The sequence below is a fragment of the Shinella sp. genome (assembly GCF_035998705.1).
Classification (GTDB): domain Bacteria; phylum Pseudomonadota; class Alphaproteobacteria; order Rhizobiales; family Rhizobiaceae; genus Shinella.
On the sequence record NZ_DASYHH010000027.1, the window covers coordinates 354,612 to 374,457 of the forward strand.

The window sequence follows — 19,846 nt, forward strand, 5'->3', positions numbered from 1 at the left end:
CGCAATCCATGTGCGTCATTAAATGCGCCGGGGCTCGATAAATCAAATTGAAAAACTTTGGATATTAATCAGTATAGACTATGAATATTCAGCGGAGATTCCCATGACCACACCATCCGCCCAGGCATTGCCGGCGCCGTCCTACAGCGCGACCATCCGCCACTTGCGGGCCTTTCTGAGCGTCGCGAAACATCGCAGTTTTACGCGCGCGGCCACGGAATTGCGGCTGTCGCAACCATCGCTGACGATGACCATCCAGCAGCTCGAGGACATTGTCGGCGGCGTCTTGTTCGACAGGACGACCCGCAACGTCATCCTGACCCAGGAGGGAACCGACCTCTTCCCGGTCGCCGAACGCGTCGTCGACGACTTCGATCTGGCGATCCGCAACATCCGGCTGACCGCATGGAGCCGCAACAGCTGCGTGCGCGTCGCCGTCGTCAGCTCGATCGCGACCAAGATCCTGCCGCGCATTCTGGATGGCTTCCTCGCCTCGCGACCGGGCGTGCGCGTCCAGCTGCGGGAGGGCAATTCGAACGACGTGCGCCGCCTCGTCCGGCGCAACGAGGTGGACGTCGGCTTCGCCAGCATGGATGGCGACGATGCGGAGCTCGTGTTCAAGCCGCTGCTCCGCGACCAGCTCGGCCTTTTCCTGCGCAACGACCATGCCCTGCATGCGGTCGCGAAAGATGGCGTCCTGCGCTGGGCGGACCTCGCCAACCACAATTTCGTCGGCCTGACGCCGGACACGGCGACCGGCCCCATCCTCTCGCAGATGGAGCACCTGCCGGAATCCCTGCGCGTGCCGAAGCTCGAGGTCTCGACCTACCCGACCCTCTGGGCGCTGATCGAAAACGGCCTCGGCATCACCACCGCGCCGGCACTCGCCGCCGAGTTCCTCCCCGACAACGGCATCGCCTTCCTCGGCCTCGCCGAACCCGTCGCCTGGCGAAGCGTCTATATTGTCAGCCGGCTCGGACGCGCGCCCTCCCCGATCGTGACGGCATTGGTGGCGGCGATCGAGCAGGACCTTGCGACAATTGCAAAAGGACATTCACGGATCACGACGTCGTAAGGCCAGCTCCTATACGCGTCCGGGATCCTCAATCATCGCCTCGTCGCCAATAGGGGACGCAGAGGGAGGGGATGCCTCGGAGCGGTGGGCGGAAGGGCATGACGGCGGTGTGTTCGCCGGCGATCCAGATGAAGCGATCCTGCAAGGTCTTGAATGCGGCGACTTCCGTGGAGAGCTTGCGCAGGAACTCGGGGGCTTGTGGCGCAGCGTGGCGGTAGAACCAGTGCACGTCGACATCTTGCGGCGTGTCGAGGGAAATGCGGTCCTCGGGGGCCTGGATTTCGAGGAGAATGCGGCCGCGGGCGTGTCTTGGCATGATTTCCGCGATGCGGGCGATGGCTGGAAGGGCCGTTTCGTCTCCGGCGAGCAGGTAGTGGCGGGCCGGCTTGATGCCGAGGCCGCAAGGGCCGGAGACGCCGCAGACCGTGCCGGGTGCGGCCCGTCGCGCGAAGTTGGAGCCCGGGCCGTCCTCGTGGAGCACGAAATCGACGTCGAACCAGCCGGCCTCGGCGTCGATGCGGCGGATGGTGTAGTAGCGGGTCTGGACCTCGGGATCGGAATCCGTCGTGAGCGGCAGATGCAGGCGGACATGCAGGTTTTCGTCCGTTGCGAAGTGGTGCAGGTCCCGACCGGTAAAGCGCAGGCGCTGCATGGAGGGCGTCAGGCGATTTGAAGCCTGGACCGTGACGAGGCGGAACCCGCGCGGCTTTCGTTCCGTCATAGGCGTCTCCCGATCAGAAGCAGCAGGAAGGGCCCTCCGACCACGGTCGCCAGCAGGCCGGCCGGGATCTGGTAGGGGAAGATGACGTTGCGGCCGAGCCATTCTGCGCCGAGCAGGATGGCGCCACCGACCAGCGCCGAAGCGAGCAGATGAGGCGCCGGCCGCTGGAATCCGGCGAGGCGCGCGAGATGTGGCCCCATCAGTCCGGCGAAGCTCAGCGGCCCGACCAGGATGGTCGCCGCCGCGGTCAAAACCGCCGACAGGAGCAGAAGGATGGCGGTAGCGTTACGGAGCGACACGCCTTGGGAGAGTGCCACAGTTTCGCCGAGCGGCAGGATCTCCAGCCAGCGGCGCAGCAGCGCCCCGACGGCCAGTCCCGCGGCGAGGATGGCGACGGCGGCGATCGCCTCCTGCCCGCGCACCGCATAGGTCGAGCCCGACATCCAGGCGAGGAGCTGGTCGAGCCTCGGGTCCTGCGCGGCCATCAGGACGGCCATGACGAAGCCCGAGATGGAACTCAGCGTCACGCCGATCAAAAGCAGGCGGTCGCCCTGGAAATCGCCCTTGCGGGCGAGCGCCATGATGAAGGCGAGCGTGACGCCGGCGCCGACGGCACCCGCCGAGATCTGCAATCCGCGTGATACAGCCGTTGCCGACAGCGTTGCGGCGATGATGCCGAGCATGGCGCCGGAGGAGACGCCCAGCACCTCGGGCGAGCCGAGCGGGTTGCCGGTCATGCGTTGCAGGATCGCGCCGGCAAGAGCCAGCATCGCGCCGCCAGCGACCGCCGCGACGGAACGGATCGTGCGCATCGAATACAATCCCTCGGGCGCCGCCATGACATGCCAGCCGGACGGGCCGCGGCCGGAAAACACGGAGAGGAAAACGGCGATGGCGAGCGCCATGGCAGCCACGGCGATGACCGTCCAGGGCCGCACCAGCCGTCGAGCCTGCGTCATCCCGGTCATCGCGGGCGGGGAGAGCGATTTCAGCCGGCGCACCAGCACGAGCAGCAACGGCGCACCCATCAGGGCGGTGACGGCGCCGGTCGGGAAGATGCGGTAGGTCACCGGCAGGGCCTGGACACATTGATCGGTGGCCACCAGCACCAGCGCGCCGAAGACGGCCGACCAGACCATTTCGCGGCCGGGGCTGCGGGCTCCGGTGGCCCTTGCCAGGGCCGGCACGGCAAGGCCGATGAAGCTGATGACGCCGACAGCCGCCGTGACGACCGCGATGATCACCGCGGCGATGAGAAGCGAGAGGAGGCGGAAGGCCTCGATGTTCAGGCCGAGGCTTCTGGCATTGCTGTCGTCGAGGGCCAGAAGTGCAAGCGGTCGCTGGATCAGCGCGGCCACCGCGATTGCCGCGAGAAGGCGCGGCGCGAGGAACACAACGCCGGACCAATCCTGCTGGTCGAGATACCCCGCGCCCCAGAGATAGATGCCCGTCAGGAAATCGTGGTTGAACAGCATGAGCACCGCGCTGGCGGCGCCGCAATAGAGGCTGACGATCATGCCCGAAAGCGCGACCGTAGCGGGCGACAGGCCCTTTCGCCAGGAAAGCCCCAGGATGGCCGTAAGTGACAGCGCCGCACCGGCGAGCGCCACCCATTCCGCGGCGGCGCTGGCGGCGAACGGAAACCACAGGGTTGCGATCGTCAGCGTAAGATAGGAGCCCGCGGAGACGCCAAGCGTCGCGGGCTCGGCAAGCGGATTGCGCAACACCCTTTGCAGGATCGAGCCGGCGACGCCGAGCGCCGCCCCCGCCATCAGCGCCACCACGATGCGCGGCAGCAGGGTGTAGTGCAAAAGGATTTCCTCGGTCGCCCCGGCCTGTGGCGACAACACGGCCCAGATCGACACGTCCGCGGGAAGGACGGCGAGGATGTTGCCGCCGATCATCACAAGGCTGAACAGCGAGAGGCCGCATAACATGACCGGCAGCATGGGATTTCGCGTCGCGCCCATGCGTCAGCCTTCCGCAGCGAGCGCCATGGAGGCGAGGCGCGCGAAACGGGTGGCGGAGGGTAGCCCGCCGTAGAAGAGCACGTCGGGGACACGCGCGACGCGACCGCTCCGGATGAAGGGCAGGCTTGCGACGACCGGGGATGCCAGCAGTTTTGCGAGCGCAAGCGTGCTTGAATCGCCGACGCAGAGCAGGCGCGCGTCCTTCTGCTGCGCCAGCCGGTCGGCCGTCACCGTCGTGTGCCCGTAGGACGAAGTGAAGCCTGTCCATGCATTGACGATGCCGAACCGGTCGAGCACGCTCTGGAACAGGCTGTTCCTGCCGAAAAGCAGCAGGCGGCGGCCGTCGACGACGGTGGCGATGAACACCGGCCGGCCGTCATAGGAGCGCAGGCGTTTTCGCGCCTTATCCAGTTCCCGATCGAAGCCCTGCCGAAACGCGCGGTACGCCTCTTCGCGTCCGAGCCGCCGCGCCAGTCCCTGCAAGGCGGCGTCGCCCTTCAATATCGGGTCGCTCCCGTCGAAACCATCGGCGGAAAACATCGCGACGGGTGCCGCAGCCTCGATGCGCTCCCGCAGGCTCATGAGTTCGTCCCCCATCAGCACGAGATCGGGGGCGAGTTGCAACACGAGTTCCAGGTTCGGTTCGGAGCGCAGGCCGAGGTCGAGTGTCGTCGGCGACAGGGCCGGCTCGACGACGAGTTCGGCGTAGAGCGCCCGCTCCGGCAGGGCCATCGGGTCCACGCCGAGTGCCAGAAGGTTCTGCGCGCTCGGCCAGTCGAGCGCCACGATCCGCTCCGGCGAGGTCGCGCGGGACGGCGCACCGAGCCCAGCGAAAGCGAGCGCGCCGAGCAGCGCCCGGCGCGATAGCACCGCCACGATCAGAACTGCTTCTGGATGGAAAACGCCACCGTGCGCGGCGCACCGAGATAGTTGCTGGTCTGCCAGTACCCCTTGTTCGCCACATTCGTGACCGCGAGGCGCACGGTCAGCGGATCGCCGAATTCGGTGGTCGTGTAACGCAGGCCGAGATCGAAGGTCGTGAAGGCCGGCAGGCGGTCGGTATTGGCATCATCGGCCCATTGTTTGCCGGTATGTTGCAGGCCGCCCGTGAGGAACAGCCCTTCGACCGAGGGCAATTCGTATTCCGCATAGACCTTGGCAAGAACCGCCGCGACATTCGTCGGGTCATTGCCTGCAAACTCGCCGCCTTTCACCTCGGTGTCCAGCAGCGTGAGGCCTCCGAGCACCGTCAGGTTGTCCGTGATATTGCCGGTCGCGGTGAACTCGATGCCGCGATGGTTCTGGCGGCCGTCCTGCGTGTAGACATTGTCGCCGTTGGTGAATTCGTAGGCCTTCTCGATGTCGAACAGCGCCGCCGTCAGCAGCACGTCGCCGACCTCCGCCTTGATGCCGAATTCCTTCTGGGTGCTCACCATCGGCGCCATGATCGCGCCGGAATTCGTCGTGCCGTCCGGCGCCACCCCGCCCTGCTCCAGGCCCTCGATATAGCTGCCATAGATCGAGATGGAGGGCGTGGCCTTGAAGATCAGCGACACGGAGGGCGACAGGCGTCCCTCGTCATAGACAGGCGATGAAAGCGCGCCCTCGCTGTCATAGCCGGAGGCGTAGATCTTGCTGTAGCTCGCACCCACCAGCGCGCTCCAGCGCTCGTTGAAGTCGATCTGGTCGCCGAGCACGAAGCTCTCGTTCTTCACGCGGCCGGCATAGTAGAGGTCGGTGTCGTCCCTCGGGAAAAGCGGCCGCGGCAGGTGGGTCGGCGTCGTCAGCGGAAACGGCCCGATCCAGCCCGTATTGGGATTGTACGACGTGCTCCAGGACCTGTCGGAAAACATCTGGTAGCCGACCGTCACCTTGTGGCTGATCGATCCGGTATCGAACACGACGTCGCCGAAGAGCTGCGCGGCGTCGAACTCGTTTTTCGTGCGGCCGGAGTGGATGCCGATCTGGGTATATTCCCCCGGCACCTCGACCGAATTCATGATGTGGTCCTGCACGGGACGATCGACGAATTCCTTCGAATAGGCGCCGCGGATGGTGATCGCGTCGTTGACCTCATAGGTCGCCTTGAGCTGGACCTTCTTCTTCTCGAATTCGTCGCGGATCCATTTCTGCCCCCAGTTCTTCTCCGGATCGGGAACCACGTCGTGGGGGATGGCGAAGTACCAGAAGGTCGACGGGTTTTCGGTCTTGTACCTGCCGTAGGAGGCGTTCAGCTCCAGCTTGAGCTGGTCCGTCACCTGCCAGTCGAAGGCGCCGCTGATCAGGCCGCGGTTGATGTTCTGGTCGTCGATGGCGGTATCACCCGCCTGCTTGACCACGTTGATGCGGTAACCGAACAGGCCCTCCGCATCGATCGGGCCGCCGAAGTCGCCGTGCACATAGCCCTGCGCGCCGCCATAGCTGCCGAGCGTGACGCTGTTGTAGCGCTCGTCCGTCGGCCGTTTGCTGACATAGTTGATCATGCCGCCCGGTGCGGAGGCGCCATAGAGAAACCCGGACAGCCCGTTGAGGATCTCGATCCGCTCCACGTCCTCGAGCGAGGTCGCGTGGCTGTAGGAGCGCCGCAGCCCGTCCTGGGCGGAATCATAGGTCGTGAAGCCGCGGATATTGACCATGGGCGACCAGCCGCTGATCTGCGGCGTGGAGGTGCGCGTCGAGGGGTTGAGCCGGAAGACATCGTCCGGCGACTGCGCCTGGATATTCTGCAAGAGTTCGCGCGGCATGACGCTCACGGCAAAGGGCGTGTCCTTCAGGGAAAGCCCGTCGAGCAGGCCGAGGCCGGAGATCATCTCGGCCTTGTAGCCGGCGGAGGCCAGGCCGTCGTTCTGCAGGATCGCGGTGGCGTCGCCATCGACCACGACACGCTCCAGCGTCGTTGCCGTATTCGTCACGGCGCCGACCTCGGTCGTGTCCATCTGCGGATCGGAGATCGCGATCGTCGAGCCGTAGGGATAGGCGTAGACCAGTCCCGAGCCCTGGAGGATCTTGTCGAGGGCGACTTTGCGGGTCATCGCACCGGAGGCGCCCTGCGTTTGCTTGCGGGCGGCGACCGCGGGAATATAGGTCACCTGTACGCCCGCCTGCCGGCTGAACGTTGCGAGAGCGCTGCTGAGCGGGCCTGCCTCCACCGAGTAGGATTTCACGGGATCGTCCTCTGCGCGAAGCCCGGGAGCAAAGATGGCGAGGCACGCGCCTGCCAAAAGCGTTGCCAGAAGGCCCTTCCCCGTTGAATTTCCAATGCTCTTGCGAACGTCCCGTCTCATGCGTCTACCCCAGGCATATGTCCAACCACGCCGCGTCAAAACCCGGCCTCATCGTTGAAACGAAGTTGGTGCGCGGGTTTTCGGTGATTTTTCGAAAATTCTTCAGACCGAGGAAATGATCGTCAGATAGGGGGAAATCTGGCGGACCTTGCCGCCATAGGGATGCACCACGGCGCGCAGTGCCGCGATCGGATTGCTGAGGTCGAACGCCCCGCTGATGCTCGCCCGGCCGAGCGCCGGATTGGCGAGGATGGTGCGCCCCGGCTGCCAGCGGGCGATCTTGGCGACGACGGCGCCGATCGGTTCGTTGTCGGCAAACATCAGGCCCTGGCGCCAGGCGGCGATCTGCGCCTTGTCGCGCGCGCCCCGGACGATCGCGCGTCCCTCGCCGCCGAGCCTCGCCCATTCTCCATCGAGAAGCTGGACGACCTCGCCGTTCTCGACGACCGCGAAACGCACGTCCATGCGGCCCCGGTCCACGCCGACATTGACGAAATCGTCGTCGATGCTGACATCGAAGGACGGCCCCGCGCCTGCGGAAAGCACAGGCCCCGATCCGACCTCGAAGGACCGCGCCGCATCGTCGGCGATCTCGAAATACCCCATGCCGCGCAGCAGGTCCGCACGGCGCACCCTTTCGGAGACATGGAAGGCCATCGCACTTTCCGGGCCGAGCGTCACGGCGCTGCCATCCGAAAGCACGACGCGGCGGATTTCCGCCGTGCTCGTCAGGTAGTCGGCCCTCGCCTGGACGATAAGCTCCGGGCCGGCGGTCGCCGCCGCCGTCGCGACGACCAGCCCGCCGACGATGAGTTTTCGGCGCGACAGCCGTGCCGGCCCCTGTTCCGCCTTGCGCTGGCCATCGAGCACCTTGCCGGTCATGCCAAAGATCTCGCCGGCCTCCTGCCAGGCCCGCTCATGCTCGGCGCTGCGCAGCCGCCAGCCCTGGGCCAGTTCGATGGCCACGGGGTTGCCCGGTTCGTTCTGCAGCCGGATCATGTGATCGACGGCTTCGTCGAACAATCTGTCCCTGTCTGTCGCTGGTCCGGTCATGGTGATCCGATGGATATGGCGTCGCGGTAGCGCTACCCTGAATGGTGTAACGCAGCAACCGCTGTCAATTTCGCTGGAAACGCTCAGATTTCTTTCAGCCGGTCGCGCACATGCCGGTAGGCATTGCGGATCAGGGACCAGGTCTGCGTGGTGGAAAGGCCGATCAGCGGGCCGATTTCGGCAATCGACAGCCCATCGAGCCTGTGCAGCTCGAAAGCCTTTCGCGTGCGCTCCGGGAGTTCGGCGAGTGCGCTTGCGGAGGCCAGCAGCCGCTGCTTGTCGTAGAGCGCCCTTTCGGCAGACGGCCGCGGATCGGCCACCGCCTCGGCAATGTCCTCCCCGATCGACAGGAACGGCGCCGAACGCGCCCGCCGCTCGAAATCGGTGGCGAGATTGCGCGACACCTGGAACAGATAGGCCCGCGGATTGTCATCGACGCCGCGCGGAGAGGCCGTCATCGCCCGCAGGAACGTATCCTGCGTCAGGTCGGCCGCATTGTCTTCCGACAATCCCCGCCGGCGCAGCGACCGTTTCAATTCCTGCGCATGGCGCTTGAAAAGATTATGAATATCCCACGCCATTCAAGGCCGGCCCCCAGCGGCAAGCGTCTTAACTTGCATTCGATACTCATGTTTAAAGCGACAAGCGCCGTCTTTCAACCTCCATATCGCGCAGAGCCGTTGGAACGCCGGCCCCTCACGTCCATTCGTAGGATTTTTCCGCGTGCCACGGGCGCTCGATCACGAAAGCGGAGGGGTCGTCGGCCTGCGAGACATATTGCAACGCATCCGCTTCATCGTTGAACGCGACGAACACCATCAGCATGGCGCGGGTGACCGGTTGTCCCTTCTTGCGGTAGGAGAAATTGACGGCGCAGTGGGGGTATTGCGTATCCACTGGGGTGCCTGGCTCGCCGGTCAAGGCAACGAATTCGCCGAGCGCGAAAAACCGGTCGATCGCGGCAAAGGCCGTGGCCTGTGAAATCTGCTGGTTGGCGCCGGTTGCGCCGGAACGGCCATAGTAGAGGCTGTCCGTCTGGCCTTTGCGCCGTCTCGTCTCGTAGACGACAAGATTGCCCGCCGCGGCCAGCTCGAAACGGGCAGTATAGGTCTGGAATCGTTCAGGATATCGATCCAGCTCCGCAAAGAGGCTCTTCAGCTCGGCAATGTAGTCTGCGTATAATGCGACGTTCACGGCGTCTCACCCTGGTATCTCGGTCAAAAGTGCGGCCTGCCCTAGCATGCCATGGTCGAGGGCGACACTGCTTTCCATGCCGAAGCGGCCGACGATCGATGCCCCGCATAACCACAATCCTTCGATGAAGCGAAACATTCGAAGAACGAATGGTTGACGCGACGGCACAGGCAGGATAGAAGGGCGCATCGAATTTGCTTGCTGAGCTTTGGTTATCGCGCGCCTAACGCCGCGCCCTGAACGAACTTCCTTTCAAAATCGCTATCATCATCCGCAGCGCCTCGGCACGGCGGTCTCTCAATGTTGCTATGAAAGGGTTCATCATGACCACTGGCACAGTTAAATGGTTCAACTCCACCAAGGGCTTCGGCTTCATTCAGCCTGACAATGGCGATGCGGACGCATTCGTTCACATCTCCGCCGTCGAGCGTGCAGGCATGCGCGAACTCGTCGAAGGCCAGAAGGTCAGCTTCGACCTGGAGCGCGACAAGAAGTCGGGCAAGATGTCGGCCTGCAATCTCCAGGCTGCCTAAGCGGTTTTGTGCTTCCCTTTGACCACGGATGTACTGGCATTGCCGGAAGCACGTTAGCCATACGAGGCCAGGCGATTTGCCTGGCCTTTTTAATTTTCGCTCGTTTACGAGCCAAGGATCGGACACCTTATGACCGAAAAATTCAGCCCGTCGCGCCAGAAGGCGGAGGCTGCCTTCAGCAATCTCCAGACGCCGTTCTTCGCCAAAGCCGAGGCAGCGGAAGAGCTTGCCTCCATCACCCAATCGCGCGAGGCCAAGACCTTGCGGCTTCGCGAAGCCCGCCTTGCCAAGGAACTGAAGGACCGCGAGTCAGTGACATCCGCCCTTCTCGCCAAGCGCGCGGCCGCGAAATAACCACCGCCACCCCCTTACCGTCAGGACCAGAAATTTGAAAAACGCCAGAGACAACCAGCTTACCGACCGCCGCAGCGCGGCCGCAGAGGCGAAGGCCGCTCAACTGGAGGCTTTCCGGGCTGCCCGCGCTGCCGCCGAACCCGGCCAGGCCGCGCGCCAGGCGGAACGCGCCGCCATCTCCGCGGCACGCGAAGAGCGCCGCCTTGAGCGCGACCGCATCAAGCAGGAAGAACAGGCGCGTATCGCGAGCGAAGCCGCCGAGCGCGAAGCCACCGCCCAGGCCGAAGCACGCGCCGAGGCGGAAGCGCGCGAAATAGCCGAAAAGGCCCGGGTCGCACGCGTCATCGAAGACGAAGCGGCGCGCAAGGCCGAACGCGACCTGCGTTACGCCAACCGCAAAGCCAGACGCGGATAAAATCCTGGAGCAGGTTTCAACGCTCCAAGAAGGCCTCCATGGCCGCGCCAAATCGCCTTGCCGAACGAGGATAGACGAGCACCGCTCGACATCCTCCCGGCAAGAATGGCACAACCCAATCGGCCAGGAAAAGGAATCGATCATGGCAACGACGCCGCGCAGACACGTGAATCCGAAAGACGCCGCCGAGGCGTTGTTCAAGCCGATCAAGAAGGTCGCGGCACCGGCGGTCGAAAGACCTGCGGTCCCCAATACCAAGGAACTCGTTTCGTTGAAGATCGACGCCGATGTGCTGGCGCATTTTCAGACGGATGGGCCTGGCTGGCAGGATCGCATGAACGATACGCTGCGCGCCGCCATGAAGCAGGCGACCGGCAGCTAAATCCCGCCGCTCAATACCCGGCCTCTTTCTGGTGCCGGAAGGCCAGCACATAGACTGCGTCGTCGACCGGTTCGTAGCGATAGAGCGCGATATAGCCGGATTCCCCGAAGGCGATCACCAGTTCGCGCAGTTCCGGCAGATCGGGGAATGGGCGGCCGATATCCGGTTTTGCTTCCAACAGCAGGAATTGCCGTTCGATCGCCTGGCCGGCGCGCCTCGCCGCTTCCGGCGCCTTGGCGGCCAGGAACCGCCGGCAGCGCTCCAGGCCCTGCGCGGCCCCTTCCGTAACGATCAGTCGTGGCACTCGGGCACGGCCTTTTCGTCCTCAGTACCCCAGCTGTTCAGCCAGGTGCGGGCTTCCGCACCGGTCAGGTGCCGCCCGGTTTCCCGATAGGCCGCCCAAGAGGCCAAAGCCTCCTGCTTGAAGTCTTCGCGCGCTTCCTCACGCTCGACATATTGCTGGATCGCCTCCAGCATGATCCAGTGCGGCGAACGACGGCGCTGGCTGGCAAGCTGCTGCACGCGGCTTTTCAACCCATCGTCGATCTTGAGGGATGTCGCCATAGCTGCACCTCTTATCACGGAGTAATACCTCGTGATACTATAGCGCCGCTCTCCGCCGCTGTCCACTCGTTGTGGTCCTAGCGGGGCCGGAAGGCGGCTCTCACGCAGATGCCACAGGCTTCATGTGGCAAACCGCTCCAACAGGAAATCGGGACGAACGCCATATTCGGCGGAAATCGAAGCGAGGTCGTCTTCGGGGCGTTCGGCAAGGATTCCGGTTCTGACGAGGCAGGCGGCAAGGCCTGCGCCGGCAGCACCGGCAATGTCATGCTCGATGCTGTCGCCGACGCAGACGATGCGGTCGGCCGCGACATCCTTCAGCAGCGCTTGCGCATGTTGGTAGATGGCGGGATGCGGCTTGCCGAACCAGCGGACCGGGCCGCCGAGATCCTGATATTCGAGCGCGATGCTGCCGGCGCCCGGCGCCGTGCCGCCGCCCTTCGCCAGCTTGTGGCGATCGGGATTCGTACAGTAGCAGGGCACGCCGCGGCGCGCAGCCGGTTGCAGCCGCGCACGATAGGCAGAGAGCGGGATCGTTTCCGCCTCGCTGCCGGAAATGATCACGATATCCGCAAGGGCGGCGTCCACGACGCTTTCGAAGCCGAGCCGGTCGGAGAGATTGCGATCGCCGCCGCTGGAAATCGTCAGGCAACGTGTGCCGCCCGCCTTGCCGGCGGTCTCGCGCGCAAGGATGTCATGGGCGACATCGCCGGAGGTGAGGAAACGGTCGAAACCGGCACGATCGAAGCCGAGCCCGACGAGCCGTTCCGCGTTGTAATCGCCGCTGCGGCCGGAATTGGAGAGGATGACGATCGTCTTGCCGAGCGCCTTCAGATGGAGCAGCGCGGCGTTGGCGCCCGGATAGGCGCGCTCGTCATCGCGCAGCACGCCGAACTGGTCGACGAAAAAGGCGTCGTAACGGGCTGCGAGACCGGCAAGGGTCGTCAACGGTGCGATGCTCATGGCCAGCGGGCCTTTCCGGCAAGAACTAGGGATGCGGTGCCCACGGCGGCTTCTGCCGAGCGCGACGGGAGAAAGGCAACGCCGAGCGCGTTTTCCCGCATCCGCGTCCAGGCCGGATTGGCCGCGCCGCCGCCGACCGTGCGCACGGATCGCACCGGCGGGCCGCCGAGATCGGCCAGCCGATCGTAACCCGATTTCTCGATGGCGGTGATGCCTTCGAGCATGGCCTGGAAGAAGGCGACATCGTCTGCCGGGCGCGGCTCCAGCCGCGGCGGATAGGCGGGATCGTTGACAGGGAAACGCTCGCCCGGCTTGAGAAGTGGATAATAGGCAAGGCCGGTCGGCGCGTCCGGGCGCAGGCGCGGCGTCAGGGCCTTCAAGGCCTCGCCATCGAAGAAGCTGCGGATGACCGCGCCGCCGGAATTGGAGGCGCCGCCGGCAAGCCAGAAATCGAGGATACGGTGCGAATAGATGCCGTAGTCCGCCGCATCGATCGGCACGGCGCAGGCGAGTTTCAGGACCAGCGTCGAGCCGAGCGCGGTGACGCCGTCGCCGATCGCGGCGGCGCCCGTCGCGAGAAAGGACGCGCAGCCATCCGTCGTGCCCGCGTGGTAGCGGCAGGCGGCGGACAAGCCGAGCGTTCGGCCGGCGTCACGCACGGTCGCAAGCGGCGTGCCGGCCCGCCGCACCGCCGGCAGAAGGTCGATATCCATGCCGCAGGCTTCCAGCCAACCGGGCCAGCGTTCGGCAGCGAGATCATAGCCGGTCTTGAGGGCGTTGTTCTCGTCGCTCGTCGGCTCGGCAAGGCCGAGTTTCATCAAAATCCAGTCCGCCTGATGCACGACCCTGCGCACGCCGGGCCGGCGCGAAAGATGGATGGCCCGGGCGAGCGCCGACGTTGCACCGCGCGCCGGGCTGTTGGCCGGCGCTGCCTCGCCGATGCGCGTGACGATCGCCGGATCGGGACAGGCATCATTGTACATCAGCACGTCGCCGACCGGCGCGCCGTCGGCATCGATCGCGAGCACCGTGCCGGACGTGCCATCGACCGCCACGCCCTCGACGGTGGCCAGGGAGACGCGGGCGGCGAGTTCGGAAAGGCAGGATTGCACGCCGGCCCACCACAGGTCGGGCGATCGTCCGGCAGCCGCGTCGGGAAAGGGATAGGCGGTGATGTCCAGGAGCGTTCCGTCCTCGCCAAGCGCTGCGGCCCGCACCCCGGACGTGCCGAGGTCGACGCCAAGCGATACGGCGGGCTTTTTGGCCCCACTCATGCGCGCTCGCTCGCCTTGCGGTCGAGCGCCTGGCGGTATTGCTCGGCCTCCCAATGGGTCAGTTCGTATTCCTGGTCGGGACCGAGATAGGCGACGGACGCGCCCTCCGGAATGCGGGACACGACTTCCGCCAGGCAGCGCGCCATGACGCGGCCGCCGGCGGTGAGTTCATTGGCAAGCAGCACGCCATGCCCCGGCGCCAGCAGCATCTTCGCAACGGGAAGGCCGCGCGAACGGCGTTCGTCCGCATAGGCTCTCACCGTCTCTCCGTCGGCGAGAACGCCGATCTCCGTGCCGAGGAAGATGACGTGGTCCGGATAGAGCGAACCGCGCGTGGCGGCGGTCACGCTGGCCGGGCTCAGCGCCGTCTTGTGGCTCTGCGGGTCTTCCGCCGCATGGAAATCCGCGCCCTCGACAAAGGCTTCGAGCCTAATCGGATCGGCGGCGGCCGCCACGCGCTCTTCGACCGAAAGCGCTTCGGTGACGCGGGCGATGCGCTGGCGCACCGCCTCCACCGTCTCACCGGTGACGATGATGCCATGATTGTAGAGGATCAGCACGTCCGGCCGGGTACCGGCGACGCGGTCGATCTCGTGGGCCAGCGGCGTGCCTGGGCGACGATAGGGAATGGCCGCCCATGTCAGATCCGGAAGTTTCGCCATGCGCGCCGCGATCACGGCGTCCCGGTCGGCCAGCACCGACAGCGCGATGGCGTTGACGCAGTGATAGTGCGCGACGACCGCCTGCGGCAGCACGGCGTGGAAACTGGTCTCGATCGACGGGCGAAGGCCCGAGGCATTCAGCGCCGTGACGATGAAGTCGGTGGCCTTCTCGGCGCTCGGCTCCCCCGCCCGCAACGCCGCCACCAGCGGCGCCACGGTCACGGGCACCATGATATCGCGCTCGCCGGCATGGGAGAGCCAGGTGCCCGATGCCTTCACCCACATCACGCCGTCGCGCTTGAAGGAGGTGTTGCCGCCGGCCCCTTGCGTTTTCAGCACGTCGCTGCCGATCTCTCGCGAAAGGTCGAGAAATGCGTCGAAGGCCGGAATGCTTTCCGCCTGATTGCCCGAAGCCATGCTGGCCTCCTCCTCTAGACAGCCTTGTCGCCACCCGGTCCGATTTACGACAGCGGGTGAGCAAACTTTTTTCACGATGGTATTTATATGATTGCATATCGTCAACAGTGAAGAATTTTCATCATCATGCTTGATAGGCTGAAATTAATATGATTATCTTCATTCATCGGCGAGGGAGACGCCGGGAGGAAAATCCGTGAACGACACCGAGCGCCACAAGGCCATCATCGATCTTCTGCGCGAGACGCCCTTCGCCTCCGTGCGCGATCTCCAGGAGCGTCTCGGCGCGTCTCCCGCCACGATCCGCCGCGATATCGACAAGCTTCACGAGCTCGGCCGGGCGCGCAAAGTCTATGGCGGCATTTCCGCAAGTGAAGCCGTCGACAGCGCCCGCCTCTCCGCCAGGCCCTATGACGAGAACCGGGATATCGCCGTCGAGGCGAAGCGCGCGATCGCCGCCACAGCGGCGGGTCTCGTGCGCGACGGGGATTCCATCATCGTGCATGCGGGCTCCACCTGTTATCAGCTCGGCACCCTGCTTGCCCGGCGCAATCTGCGCATCTGGACCAATTCCATGCCGCTGGCCGCCCATCTCGGCGAACACGGCACCTGCCAGCTGTCGCTTGCCGGCGGCGAATTGTACCGCGAGCCCGGCATCATTCATGACCCGGCGGCAGGCTCGCCGGGTTTTTTCGCCTCGCGCTTCTTCGTCGGCACGCAGGGCGTCAGCAGCAAGGGGCTGCTCGAATCCCACCCTTTGCTCGTCAAGGTGATCGGCGAGCTTGCCGCCTGCGCCGACGAGATCGTGGTCCTGGCCGACAGCCGGAAATTCTCCATCCAGCCGCGCAATGTCGCACTGCCGCTGTCGCGCATCGGCACGATCATCACCGATGACGGCCTCACCGATGCCGCCGCCAGGATGCTGGAAGACGCGGGCGTCACCATCATGATCGCGACCACGGGAGGGGCAAGTTGAGCCAGTCTCCCATCGCCGTCTTCGATCTCGGCAAGACCAATTCGAAACTCTTCGTCGTCTCCCCGGATGGCCAGGTCATCGACGCGGCGCGCACCCGCCCGGTCTGGCGCGAGGAAGGTGATCTGCGCGTGCTGGACGATGCGGCCCTCTTCGGCTGGATGAAGGGTGAACTCGCCCGCGTCGTGGCCGTGCACGGCGTGGACCGCATCATGTTCTCCGGCCATGGCTGCACCTTCGCGCTCGCTGCCGGCGATGCGCTCGTTCATGCGATCCTTGACTATGAACAGGAGCCGCCCGCCGATATCGCGGCACGCATCGATGCGATGGCGCCGGATTTCCGCGAGACCTTTTCGCCGCCGCTGCCGCTCGGCTTCAACTATGGACGCCACCTGCTCTGGCTGGACGAGCGCGATCCCGACCTCATCGCCAAGGCCGACGCGATCCTCGCCTATCCGCAGTTCTGGAGCTGGAAATTCTCCGGCCGGAAAGTCAATGAAGTCTCCTATCTCGGCTGCCATTCCAATCTCTGGGCGCCGCTCGAGGATGATTTCAGCAGCCTCGTCGACCGCATGGGCTGGCGTGACAAGATGCCGGAATTTGCCAAGGCCGGCAGCGTGATCGGCACCCATGCGGTCACGCTTGATGACGGCCGGAGCGTCGAGGTCGCCGTCCATAACGGCGTGCACGACAGCAATGCGGCGCTCTATTTCTACCGCTCGCTCGGCTTTTCCGATTTCACGCTGATATCGACCGGGACGTGGGTGATCATCTTCAATCCGGCAAGCCCGCTGGAAAGGCTCGATTCCGCACGCGACATGCTGGCCAACGTGACTGTCGATCACCAGCCGGTCGCGACCATCCGCTTCATGGGTGGACGCGAATACGACGTCGCGAGCGGTGGCTGGACGAACCCGATTTCGCCGGATGCCGTCGCCTCGGTGATCGCCAGGCGGGCTTTCGCCCTGCCGTCCTTTGCGCCCGGCGGCCCGATGCCCGGCCATGAGGGCCGCTTCGTCGGCCCGGCGGTCGAAGGTGAGGAGCGGGCCGCGGTCGCCATGCTCTATGTCGCGCTGATGACCGATCTTTCGCTCGATCTCATCGGCTCGGAAAATGCGATCGTCATCGATGGCGGGCTGGTGAAGACGGGGCTTTATGCCGCCGTGCTGGCGGCGCTACGCACGGGCCAGACCGTGCATACCAGTGCCAATCCGGAAGGCAGCGCCTTCGGTGCCGCCGCCCTCGTCTTCGACGCCATCGGCCGCAATCCTTTCGTCAACGATTGCGCAGTGGCAAAGCCGGCGACCATTTCCGGCCTGGAGGATTACCGACAGGAGTGGCGGCAGCACGTCGATGCGATGACCGCGGGCAACCGACAGGAGAAGCGCGCATGACGGCCACGGCGGAAAAGCACGCGCTCCTCGAGATGCGCGACATAAGCAAGACGTTCGGCGCGTCGAAGGCACTGTCGAATGTGAGCTTCACGGTGCATGCAGGCGAAGTACATGCACTGATGGGCGAGAACGGTGCCGGCAAGTCGACACTGATGAAGATCCTCTCCGGCGCCTATACGGCCGATCCGGGCGGCTCGGTGCTGATCGACGGCGAACCCGTCGTGCTTGGCGATCCCTTGAAGGCGAAGGCCCGTGGCATCGCGGTCATTTACCAGGAACTGTCGCTCGCACCGAACCTCACGGTGGCGCAGAACATGTTCCTCGGCAACGAACCCTCGCGCTTCGGCCTGGCGGACCGCGCGGAAATGCGCCGGCGCGCCGAGCCCATTCTCAAGCAGCTCGGCATCGGCTTCGATTCGTCGCGCCGCGTGGCGGAACTGTCGCTCGGCGAGCGGCAGATGGTGGAGATCGCCCGCGCGCTGACCACCAATGCCCGCATCATCGTCATGGACGAACCGACGACCTCGCTGACCAGCCGCGAAACCGACAAGCTGTTCGACGTCATCGCCCGCCTCAAGGCCGACGGCATCGCCATCATCTATATCAGTCACCGCATGGAGGAGGTCTACCAGCTTTCCGACCGCGTCAGCGTGCTGCGCGACGGCGCCTATGTCGGCACGCTGGAGCGCGCAGAGCTTTCCGCCGCCAAGCTGGTGTCGATGATGGTCGGCCGCGACCTCTCGTCCTTCTACAAGAAGGAACACCGGCAGGGGACGGGCGAACGCGCGGCGGTGCTTTCGGTCAAGAATATCGGCGACGGCATCAAAGTGCACGGTTGTTCGTTCGAGGTGCGCGCCGGCGAAGTGCTGGGCATTGCGGGTCTCGTCGGCTCTGGGCGCACGGAACTGGCACGCCTCGTCTACGGCGCCGACCGCAAGACGACGGGCGAGGTCATACTGAACGGCAAGCCGCTTGCCATCACCACGCCACGCGACGCGCTGGACGCGGGCATCGCCTATCTCACCGAGGACCGCAAGGCGCTCGGCCTGTTCCTCGACATGTCGATCAGCGACAATATCAATATCGGCGTCATCGGCGACGATGCGAAGGCCGGCGGGGTTCGCGACTTCGCCAGGGCAAAGGAGCGGGCGGCGCATGCGGTGAAGTCGCTGTCGATCCGCACGGCCGGCACGCAGATCAATGTCGGCGCGCTGTCAGGCGGCAACCAGCAGAAGGCGCTGCTCGCCCGCCTGCTGGAGACCAAGCCCAAGGCCATCATCCTCGATGAGCCGACGCGCGGCGTCGACGTCGGTGCCAAGTCGGAAATCTACCGCATCATCGATGCGCTCGCCGAAAACGGCATCGCCATCGTCGTCATCTCGAGCGACCTGCCGGAAATCCTCGGCATCGCCGACCGCGTGCTGGTCATGCGCGAGGGACGGATTGCCGGCGAGGTCGCGGGCTCGGCGGAAACGCCGATTCAGCAGGAAGCGATCATGGCGCTTGCGACCGGCTCTGCCGGCCGTGCGGCCTGATCGCGAGCATAGAAACAAAGAAGACGGGACGGAACCATGAGCACAAGCGAAACCGAACAGGCCCGGATGGACAAGCTGAAACTGCGCTCGACGCTGACGGCGCTCGGCATGCTGCCGGTCCTCGTGCTTCTGGCGATCGGCTTCCACCTGTTGAGCGGCCGGTTCCTCTCCGTCAACAACCTGTCGATCGTCATGCAGCAGGCCTCTATCAACACGGTGCTGGCGGCCGGCATGACCTTCGTCATCCTGACGGGCGGCATCGACCTTTCCGTCGGCTCGATCCTCGCGGCTTCCGCCATGATCGCCGTCATCGTCTCACTGGTGCCGGACCTCGGCATGCTGGGCGTTCCGGCGGCGATCGCCGCAGGCCTCGCCTTCGGTTTCCTCAACGGCGCGATCATCGCCTGGCTGAAGCTGCCACCCTTCATCGTGACGCTCGGCTCGCTGACCGCCATTCGCGGCGTGGCGCGCCTGCTCGGCGGCGACACGACGGTCTTCAACGCGGACCTGCCCTTCGACTTCATCGGAAACGGGACGCTGTTCGGCATTCCGTGGCTCGCCGTCATCGCGATCGCGACGATCATCGTCTCGTGGTTCATCCTGAAGCGCACCGTGCTCGGCACCTGGATCTATGCGGTCGGCGGCAATTCCGAAGCCGCGCGGCTGACCGGCATCAAGGTGCCGCTGGTGCTGCTCTTCGTCTATTCGATGTCCGGCCTGCTCTCCGGCCTCGGCGGCGCCATGTCGGCTGCGCGCCTCTATGCGGCGAACGGCCTGCAACTCGGCCAGGCCTACGAACTCGACGCGATCGCCGCCGTCATCCTCGGCGGCACCAGCTTCGTCGGCGGCGTCGGCTCGATCTGGGGCACCCTCATCGGCGCGCTCATCATCGCCGTGCTCTCCAACGGCCTCATCCTCGTCGGGGTCTCGGACATCTGGCAGTACATCATCAAGGGCCTCGTCATCATCGTCGCCGTCGGCCTCGACCGCTACAGGCTCAAGGGAATGAGCCGGACATGACGTCCGGCTGAACGCACCGGTCGCAACCGGAAACGACGGCGCGCAAAGCGCCACCAAAGGAGG

At 65.2% G+C, this 19,846-nt stretch carries 21 protein-coding genes; 9 read left to right on the forward strand and 12 right to left on the reverse strand.

What is annotated here, in order from left to right:
* The first annotated feature begins 103 nt into the window (after positions 1-103).
* A complete protein-coding gene (locus tag VGN93_RS24820; RefSeq protein ID WP_327509656.1) occupies positions 104-1,075 on the forward strand; it encodes a LysR family transcriptional regulator in 972 nt (323 codons plus the stop codon).
* Between the two features lie 28 nt (positions 1,076-1,103).
* On the opposite strand, the gene VGN93_RS24825 is transcribed toward VGN93_RS24820, so the two are convergent.
* The 7 genes from VGN93_RS24825 to VGN93_RS24855 form a co-directional block, all read right to left on the reverse strand.
* Positions 1,104-1,796: a siderophore-interacting protein gene (locus tag VGN93_RS24825; RefSeq protein ID WP_327509657.1), complete on the reverse strand. Its 693-nt coding sequence runs from the start codon at positions 1,794-1,796 to the stop codon at positions 1,104-1,106.
* Positions 1,793-3,766, reverse strand: a complete 1,974-nt coding sequence (gene fhuB, locus VGN93_RS24830; protein WP_327509658.1) for a Fe(3+)-hydroxamate ABC transporter permease FhuB — start codon at positions 3,764-3,766, stop codon at positions 1,793-1,795. Before fhuB ends, VGN93_RS24825 begins: the two co-directional genes overlap by 4 nt.
* A gap of 3 nt (positions 3,767-3,769) precedes the next feature.
* Positions 3,770-4,642 carry an ABC transporter substrate-binding protein gene (locus tag VGN93_RS24835; RefSeq protein ID WP_327509659.1) on the reverse strand — a complete coding sequence of 291 codons (873 nt, stop codon included), beginning with the start codon at positions 4,640-4,642 and terminating at the stop codon, positions 3,770-3,772.
* Between the two features lie 2 nt (positions 4,643-4,644).
* A complete protein-coding gene (locus tag VGN93_RS24840; protein WP_327509660.1) occupies positions 4,645-6,930 on the reverse strand; it encodes a TonB-dependent siderophore receptor in 2,286 nt (761 codons plus the stop codon).
* Positions 6,931-7,152: 222 nt separating this feature from the next.
* Positions 7,153-8,073: a FecR family protein gene (locus VGN93_RS24845; RefSeq protein WP_327509661.1), complete on the reverse strand. Its 921-nt coding sequence runs from the start codon at positions 8,071-8,073 to the stop codon at positions 7,153-7,155.
* A 113-nt stretch (positions 8,074-8,186) separates the two neighbouring features.
* Positions 8,187-8,684, reverse strand: a complete 498-nt coding sequence (locus VGN93_RS24850) for an RNA polymerase sigma factor (protein ID WP_319312859.1) — start codon at positions 8,682-8,684, stop codon at positions 8,187-8,189.
* A gap of 115 nt (positions 8,685-8,799) precedes the next feature.
* Positions 8,800-9,297 (reverse strand): hypothetical protein, encoded by a 498-nt coding sequence (locus VGN93_RS24855; protein WP_327509662.1) that lies wholly within the window; start codon positions 9,295-9,297, stop codon positions 8,800-8,802.
* Between the two features lie 323 nt (positions 9,298-9,620).
* Here VGN93_RS24855 and VGN93_RS24860 point away from each other — a divergent pair, with 323 nt between their 5' ends.
* The 4 genes from VGN93_RS24860 to VGN93_RS24875 all read left to right on the forward strand — a co-directional run bounded on the left by VGN93_RS24860 (position 9,621) and on the right by VGN93_RS24875 (position 10,981).
* Entirely contained in the window at positions 9,621-9,830 is a 210-nt protein-coding gene (locus tag VGN93_RS24860) for a cold-shock protein (RefSeq protein WP_319312855.1), read from the forward strand.
* Between the two features lie 129 nt (positions 9,831-9,959).
* Positions 9,960-10,184, forward strand: coding sequence for a hypothetical protein (locus tag VGN93_RS24865; RefSeq protein WP_319312853.1), 225 nt, complete (start codon positions 9,960-9,962; stop codon positions 10,182-10,184).
* A 34-nt stretch (positions 10,185-10,218) separates the two neighbouring features.
* Positions 10,219-10,599 carry a DUF6481 family protein gene (locus VGN93_RS24870; protein WP_327509663.1) on the forward strand — a complete coding sequence of 127 codons (381 nt, stop codon included), beginning with the start codon at positions 10,219-10,221 and terminating at the stop codon, positions 10,597-10,599.
* 142 nt (positions 10,600-10,741) lie between these two features.
* Positions 10,742-10,981, forward strand: a complete 240-nt coding sequence (locus VGN93_RS24875; RefSeq protein ID WP_327509664.1) for a BrnA antitoxin family protein — start codon at positions 10,742-10,744, stop codon at positions 10,979-10,981.
* Between the two features lie 10 nt (positions 10,982-10,991).
* Here the strand turns inward: VGN93_RS24875 and VGN93_RS24880 are convergent, their stop codons facing one another.
* From VGN93_RS24880 to VGN93_RS24900, 5 genes are all read right to left on the reverse strand, one after another.
* Positions 10,992-11,285, reverse strand: coding sequence for a type II toxin-antitoxin system RelE/ParE family toxin (locus VGN93_RS24880; protein WP_327509665.1), 294 nt, complete (start codon positions 11,283-11,285; stop codon positions 10,992-10,994).
* Positions 11,273-11,545 carry a CopG family ribbon-helix-helix protein gene (locus VGN93_RS24885; RefSeq protein ID WP_327509666.1) on the reverse strand — a complete coding sequence of 91 codons (273 nt, stop codon included), beginning with the start codon at positions 11,543-11,545 and terminating at the stop codon, positions 11,273-11,275. Before VGN93_RS24885 ends, VGN93_RS24880 begins: the two co-directional genes overlap by 13 nt.
* 120 nt (positions 11,546-11,665) lie before the next feature.
* Positions 11,666-12,508 carry a TIGR01459 family HAD-type hydrolase gene (locus VGN93_RS24890; RefSeq protein WP_327509667.1) on the reverse strand — a complete coding sequence of 281 codons (843 nt, stop codon included), beginning with the start codon at positions 12,506-12,508 and terminating at the stop codon, positions 11,666-11,668.
* Positions 12,505-13,782, reverse strand: coding sequence for an FGGY-family carbohydrate kinase (locus tag VGN93_RS24895; protein WP_327509668.1), 1,278 nt, complete (start codon positions 13,780-13,782; stop codon positions 12,505-12,507). The genes VGN93_RS24890 and VGN93_RS24895 overlap by 4 nt, the downstream gene beginning before the upstream one ends.
* A complete protein-coding gene (locus VGN93_RS24900; RefSeq protein ID WP_327509669.1) occupies positions 13,779-14,861 on the reverse strand; it encodes a class II aldolase/adducin family protein in 1,083 nt (360 codons plus the stop codon). Before VGN93_RS24900 ends, VGN93_RS24895 begins: the two co-directional genes overlap by 4 nt.
* 196 nt (positions 14,862-15,057) lie before the next feature.
* On the opposite strand from VGN93_RS24900, the gene VGN93_RS24905 reads away from it, so the two are divergent.
* Genes VGN93_RS24905 through VGN93_RS24920 form a run of 4 tightly spaced genes read left to right on the forward strand, consistent with a single transcriptional unit; the run spans position 15,058 to position 19,783 of the window.
* Positions 15,058-15,837 carry a DeoR/GlpR family DNA-binding transcription regulator gene (locus tag VGN93_RS24905; RefSeq protein ID WP_319312840.1) on the forward strand — a complete coding sequence of 260 codons (780 nt, stop codon included), beginning with the start codon at positions 15,058-15,060 and terminating at the stop codon, positions 15,835-15,837.
* Positions 15,834-17,228, forward strand: coding sequence for a carbohydrate kinase (locus VGN93_RS24910; protein WP_327509670.1), 1,395 nt, complete (start codon positions 15,834-15,836; stop codon positions 17,226-17,228). Before VGN93_RS24905 ends, VGN93_RS24910 begins: the two co-directional genes overlap by 4 nt.
* Positions 17,225-18,763, forward strand: coding sequence for a sugar ABC transporter ATP-binding protein (locus VGN93_RS24915; protein ID WP_327509671.1), 1,539 nt, complete (start codon positions 17,225-17,227; stop codon positions 18,761-18,763). The genes VGN93_RS24910 and VGN93_RS24915 overlap by 4 nt, the downstream gene beginning before the upstream one ends.
* A 36-nt stretch (positions 18,764-18,799) precedes the next feature.
* On the forward strand, positions 18,800-19,783 hold the full coding sequence (locus tag VGN93_RS24920; RefSeq protein ID WP_327509672.1) for an ABC transporter permease subunit: 984 nt from the start codon (positions 18,800-18,802) through the stop codon (positions 19,781-19,783).
* Positions 19,784-19,846: the final 63 nt, after the last annotated feature.

Coding starts and splice junctions, on each gene's coding strand:
- VGN93_RS24820 (WP_327509656.1), top strand. CDS start 104: ATGACCACACCATCCGCCCAGGCATTGCCGGCGCCGTCCTACAGCGCG.
- VGN93_RS24825 (WP_327509657.1), bottom strand. CDS start 1,796: ATGACGGAACGAAAGCCGCGCGGGTTCCGCCTCGTCACGGTCCAGGCT.
- fhuB (WP_327509658.1), bottom strand. CDS start 3,766: ATGGGCGCGACGCGAAATCCCATGCTGCCGGTCATGTTATGCGGCCTC.
- VGN93_RS24850 (WP_319312859.1), bottom strand. CDS start 8,684: ATGGCGTGGGATATTCATAATCTTTTCAAGCGCCATGCGCAGGAATTG.
- VGN93_RS24860 (WP_319312855.1), top strand. CDS start 9,621: ATGACCACTGGCACAGTTAAATGGTTCAACTCCACCAAGGGCTTCGGC.
- VGN93_RS24865 (WP_319312853.1), top strand. CDS start 9,960: ATGACCGAAAAATTCAGCCCGTCGCGCCAGAAGGCGGAGGCTGCCTTC.
- VGN93_RS24875 (WP_327509664.1), top strand. CDS start 10,742: ATGGCAACGACGCCGCGCAGACACGTGAATCCGAAAGACGCCGCCGAG.
- VGN93_RS24885 (WP_327509666.1), bottom strand. CDS start 11,545: ATGGCGACATCCCTCAAGATCGACGATGGGTTGAAAAGCCGCGTGCAG.
- VGN93_RS24890 (WP_327509667.1), bottom strand. CDS start 12,508: ATGAGCATCGCACCGTTGACGACCCTTGCCGGTCTCGCAGCCCGTTAC.
- VGN93_RS24895 (WP_327509668.1), bottom strand. CDS start 13,782: ATGAGTGGGGCCAAAAAGCCCGCCGTATCGCTTGGCGTCGACCTCGGC.
- VGN93_RS24900 (WP_327509669.1), bottom strand. CDS start 14,861: ATGGCTTCGGGCAATCAGGCGGAAAGCATTCCGGCCTTCGACGCATTT.
- VGN93_RS24915 (WP_327509671.1), top strand. CDS start 17,225: ATGACGGCCACGGCGGAAAAGCACGCGCTCCTCGAGATGCGCGACATA.
- VGN93_RS24920 (WP_327509672.1), top strand. CDS start 18,800: ATGAGCACAAGCGAAACCGAACAGGCCCGGATGGACAAGCTGAAACTG.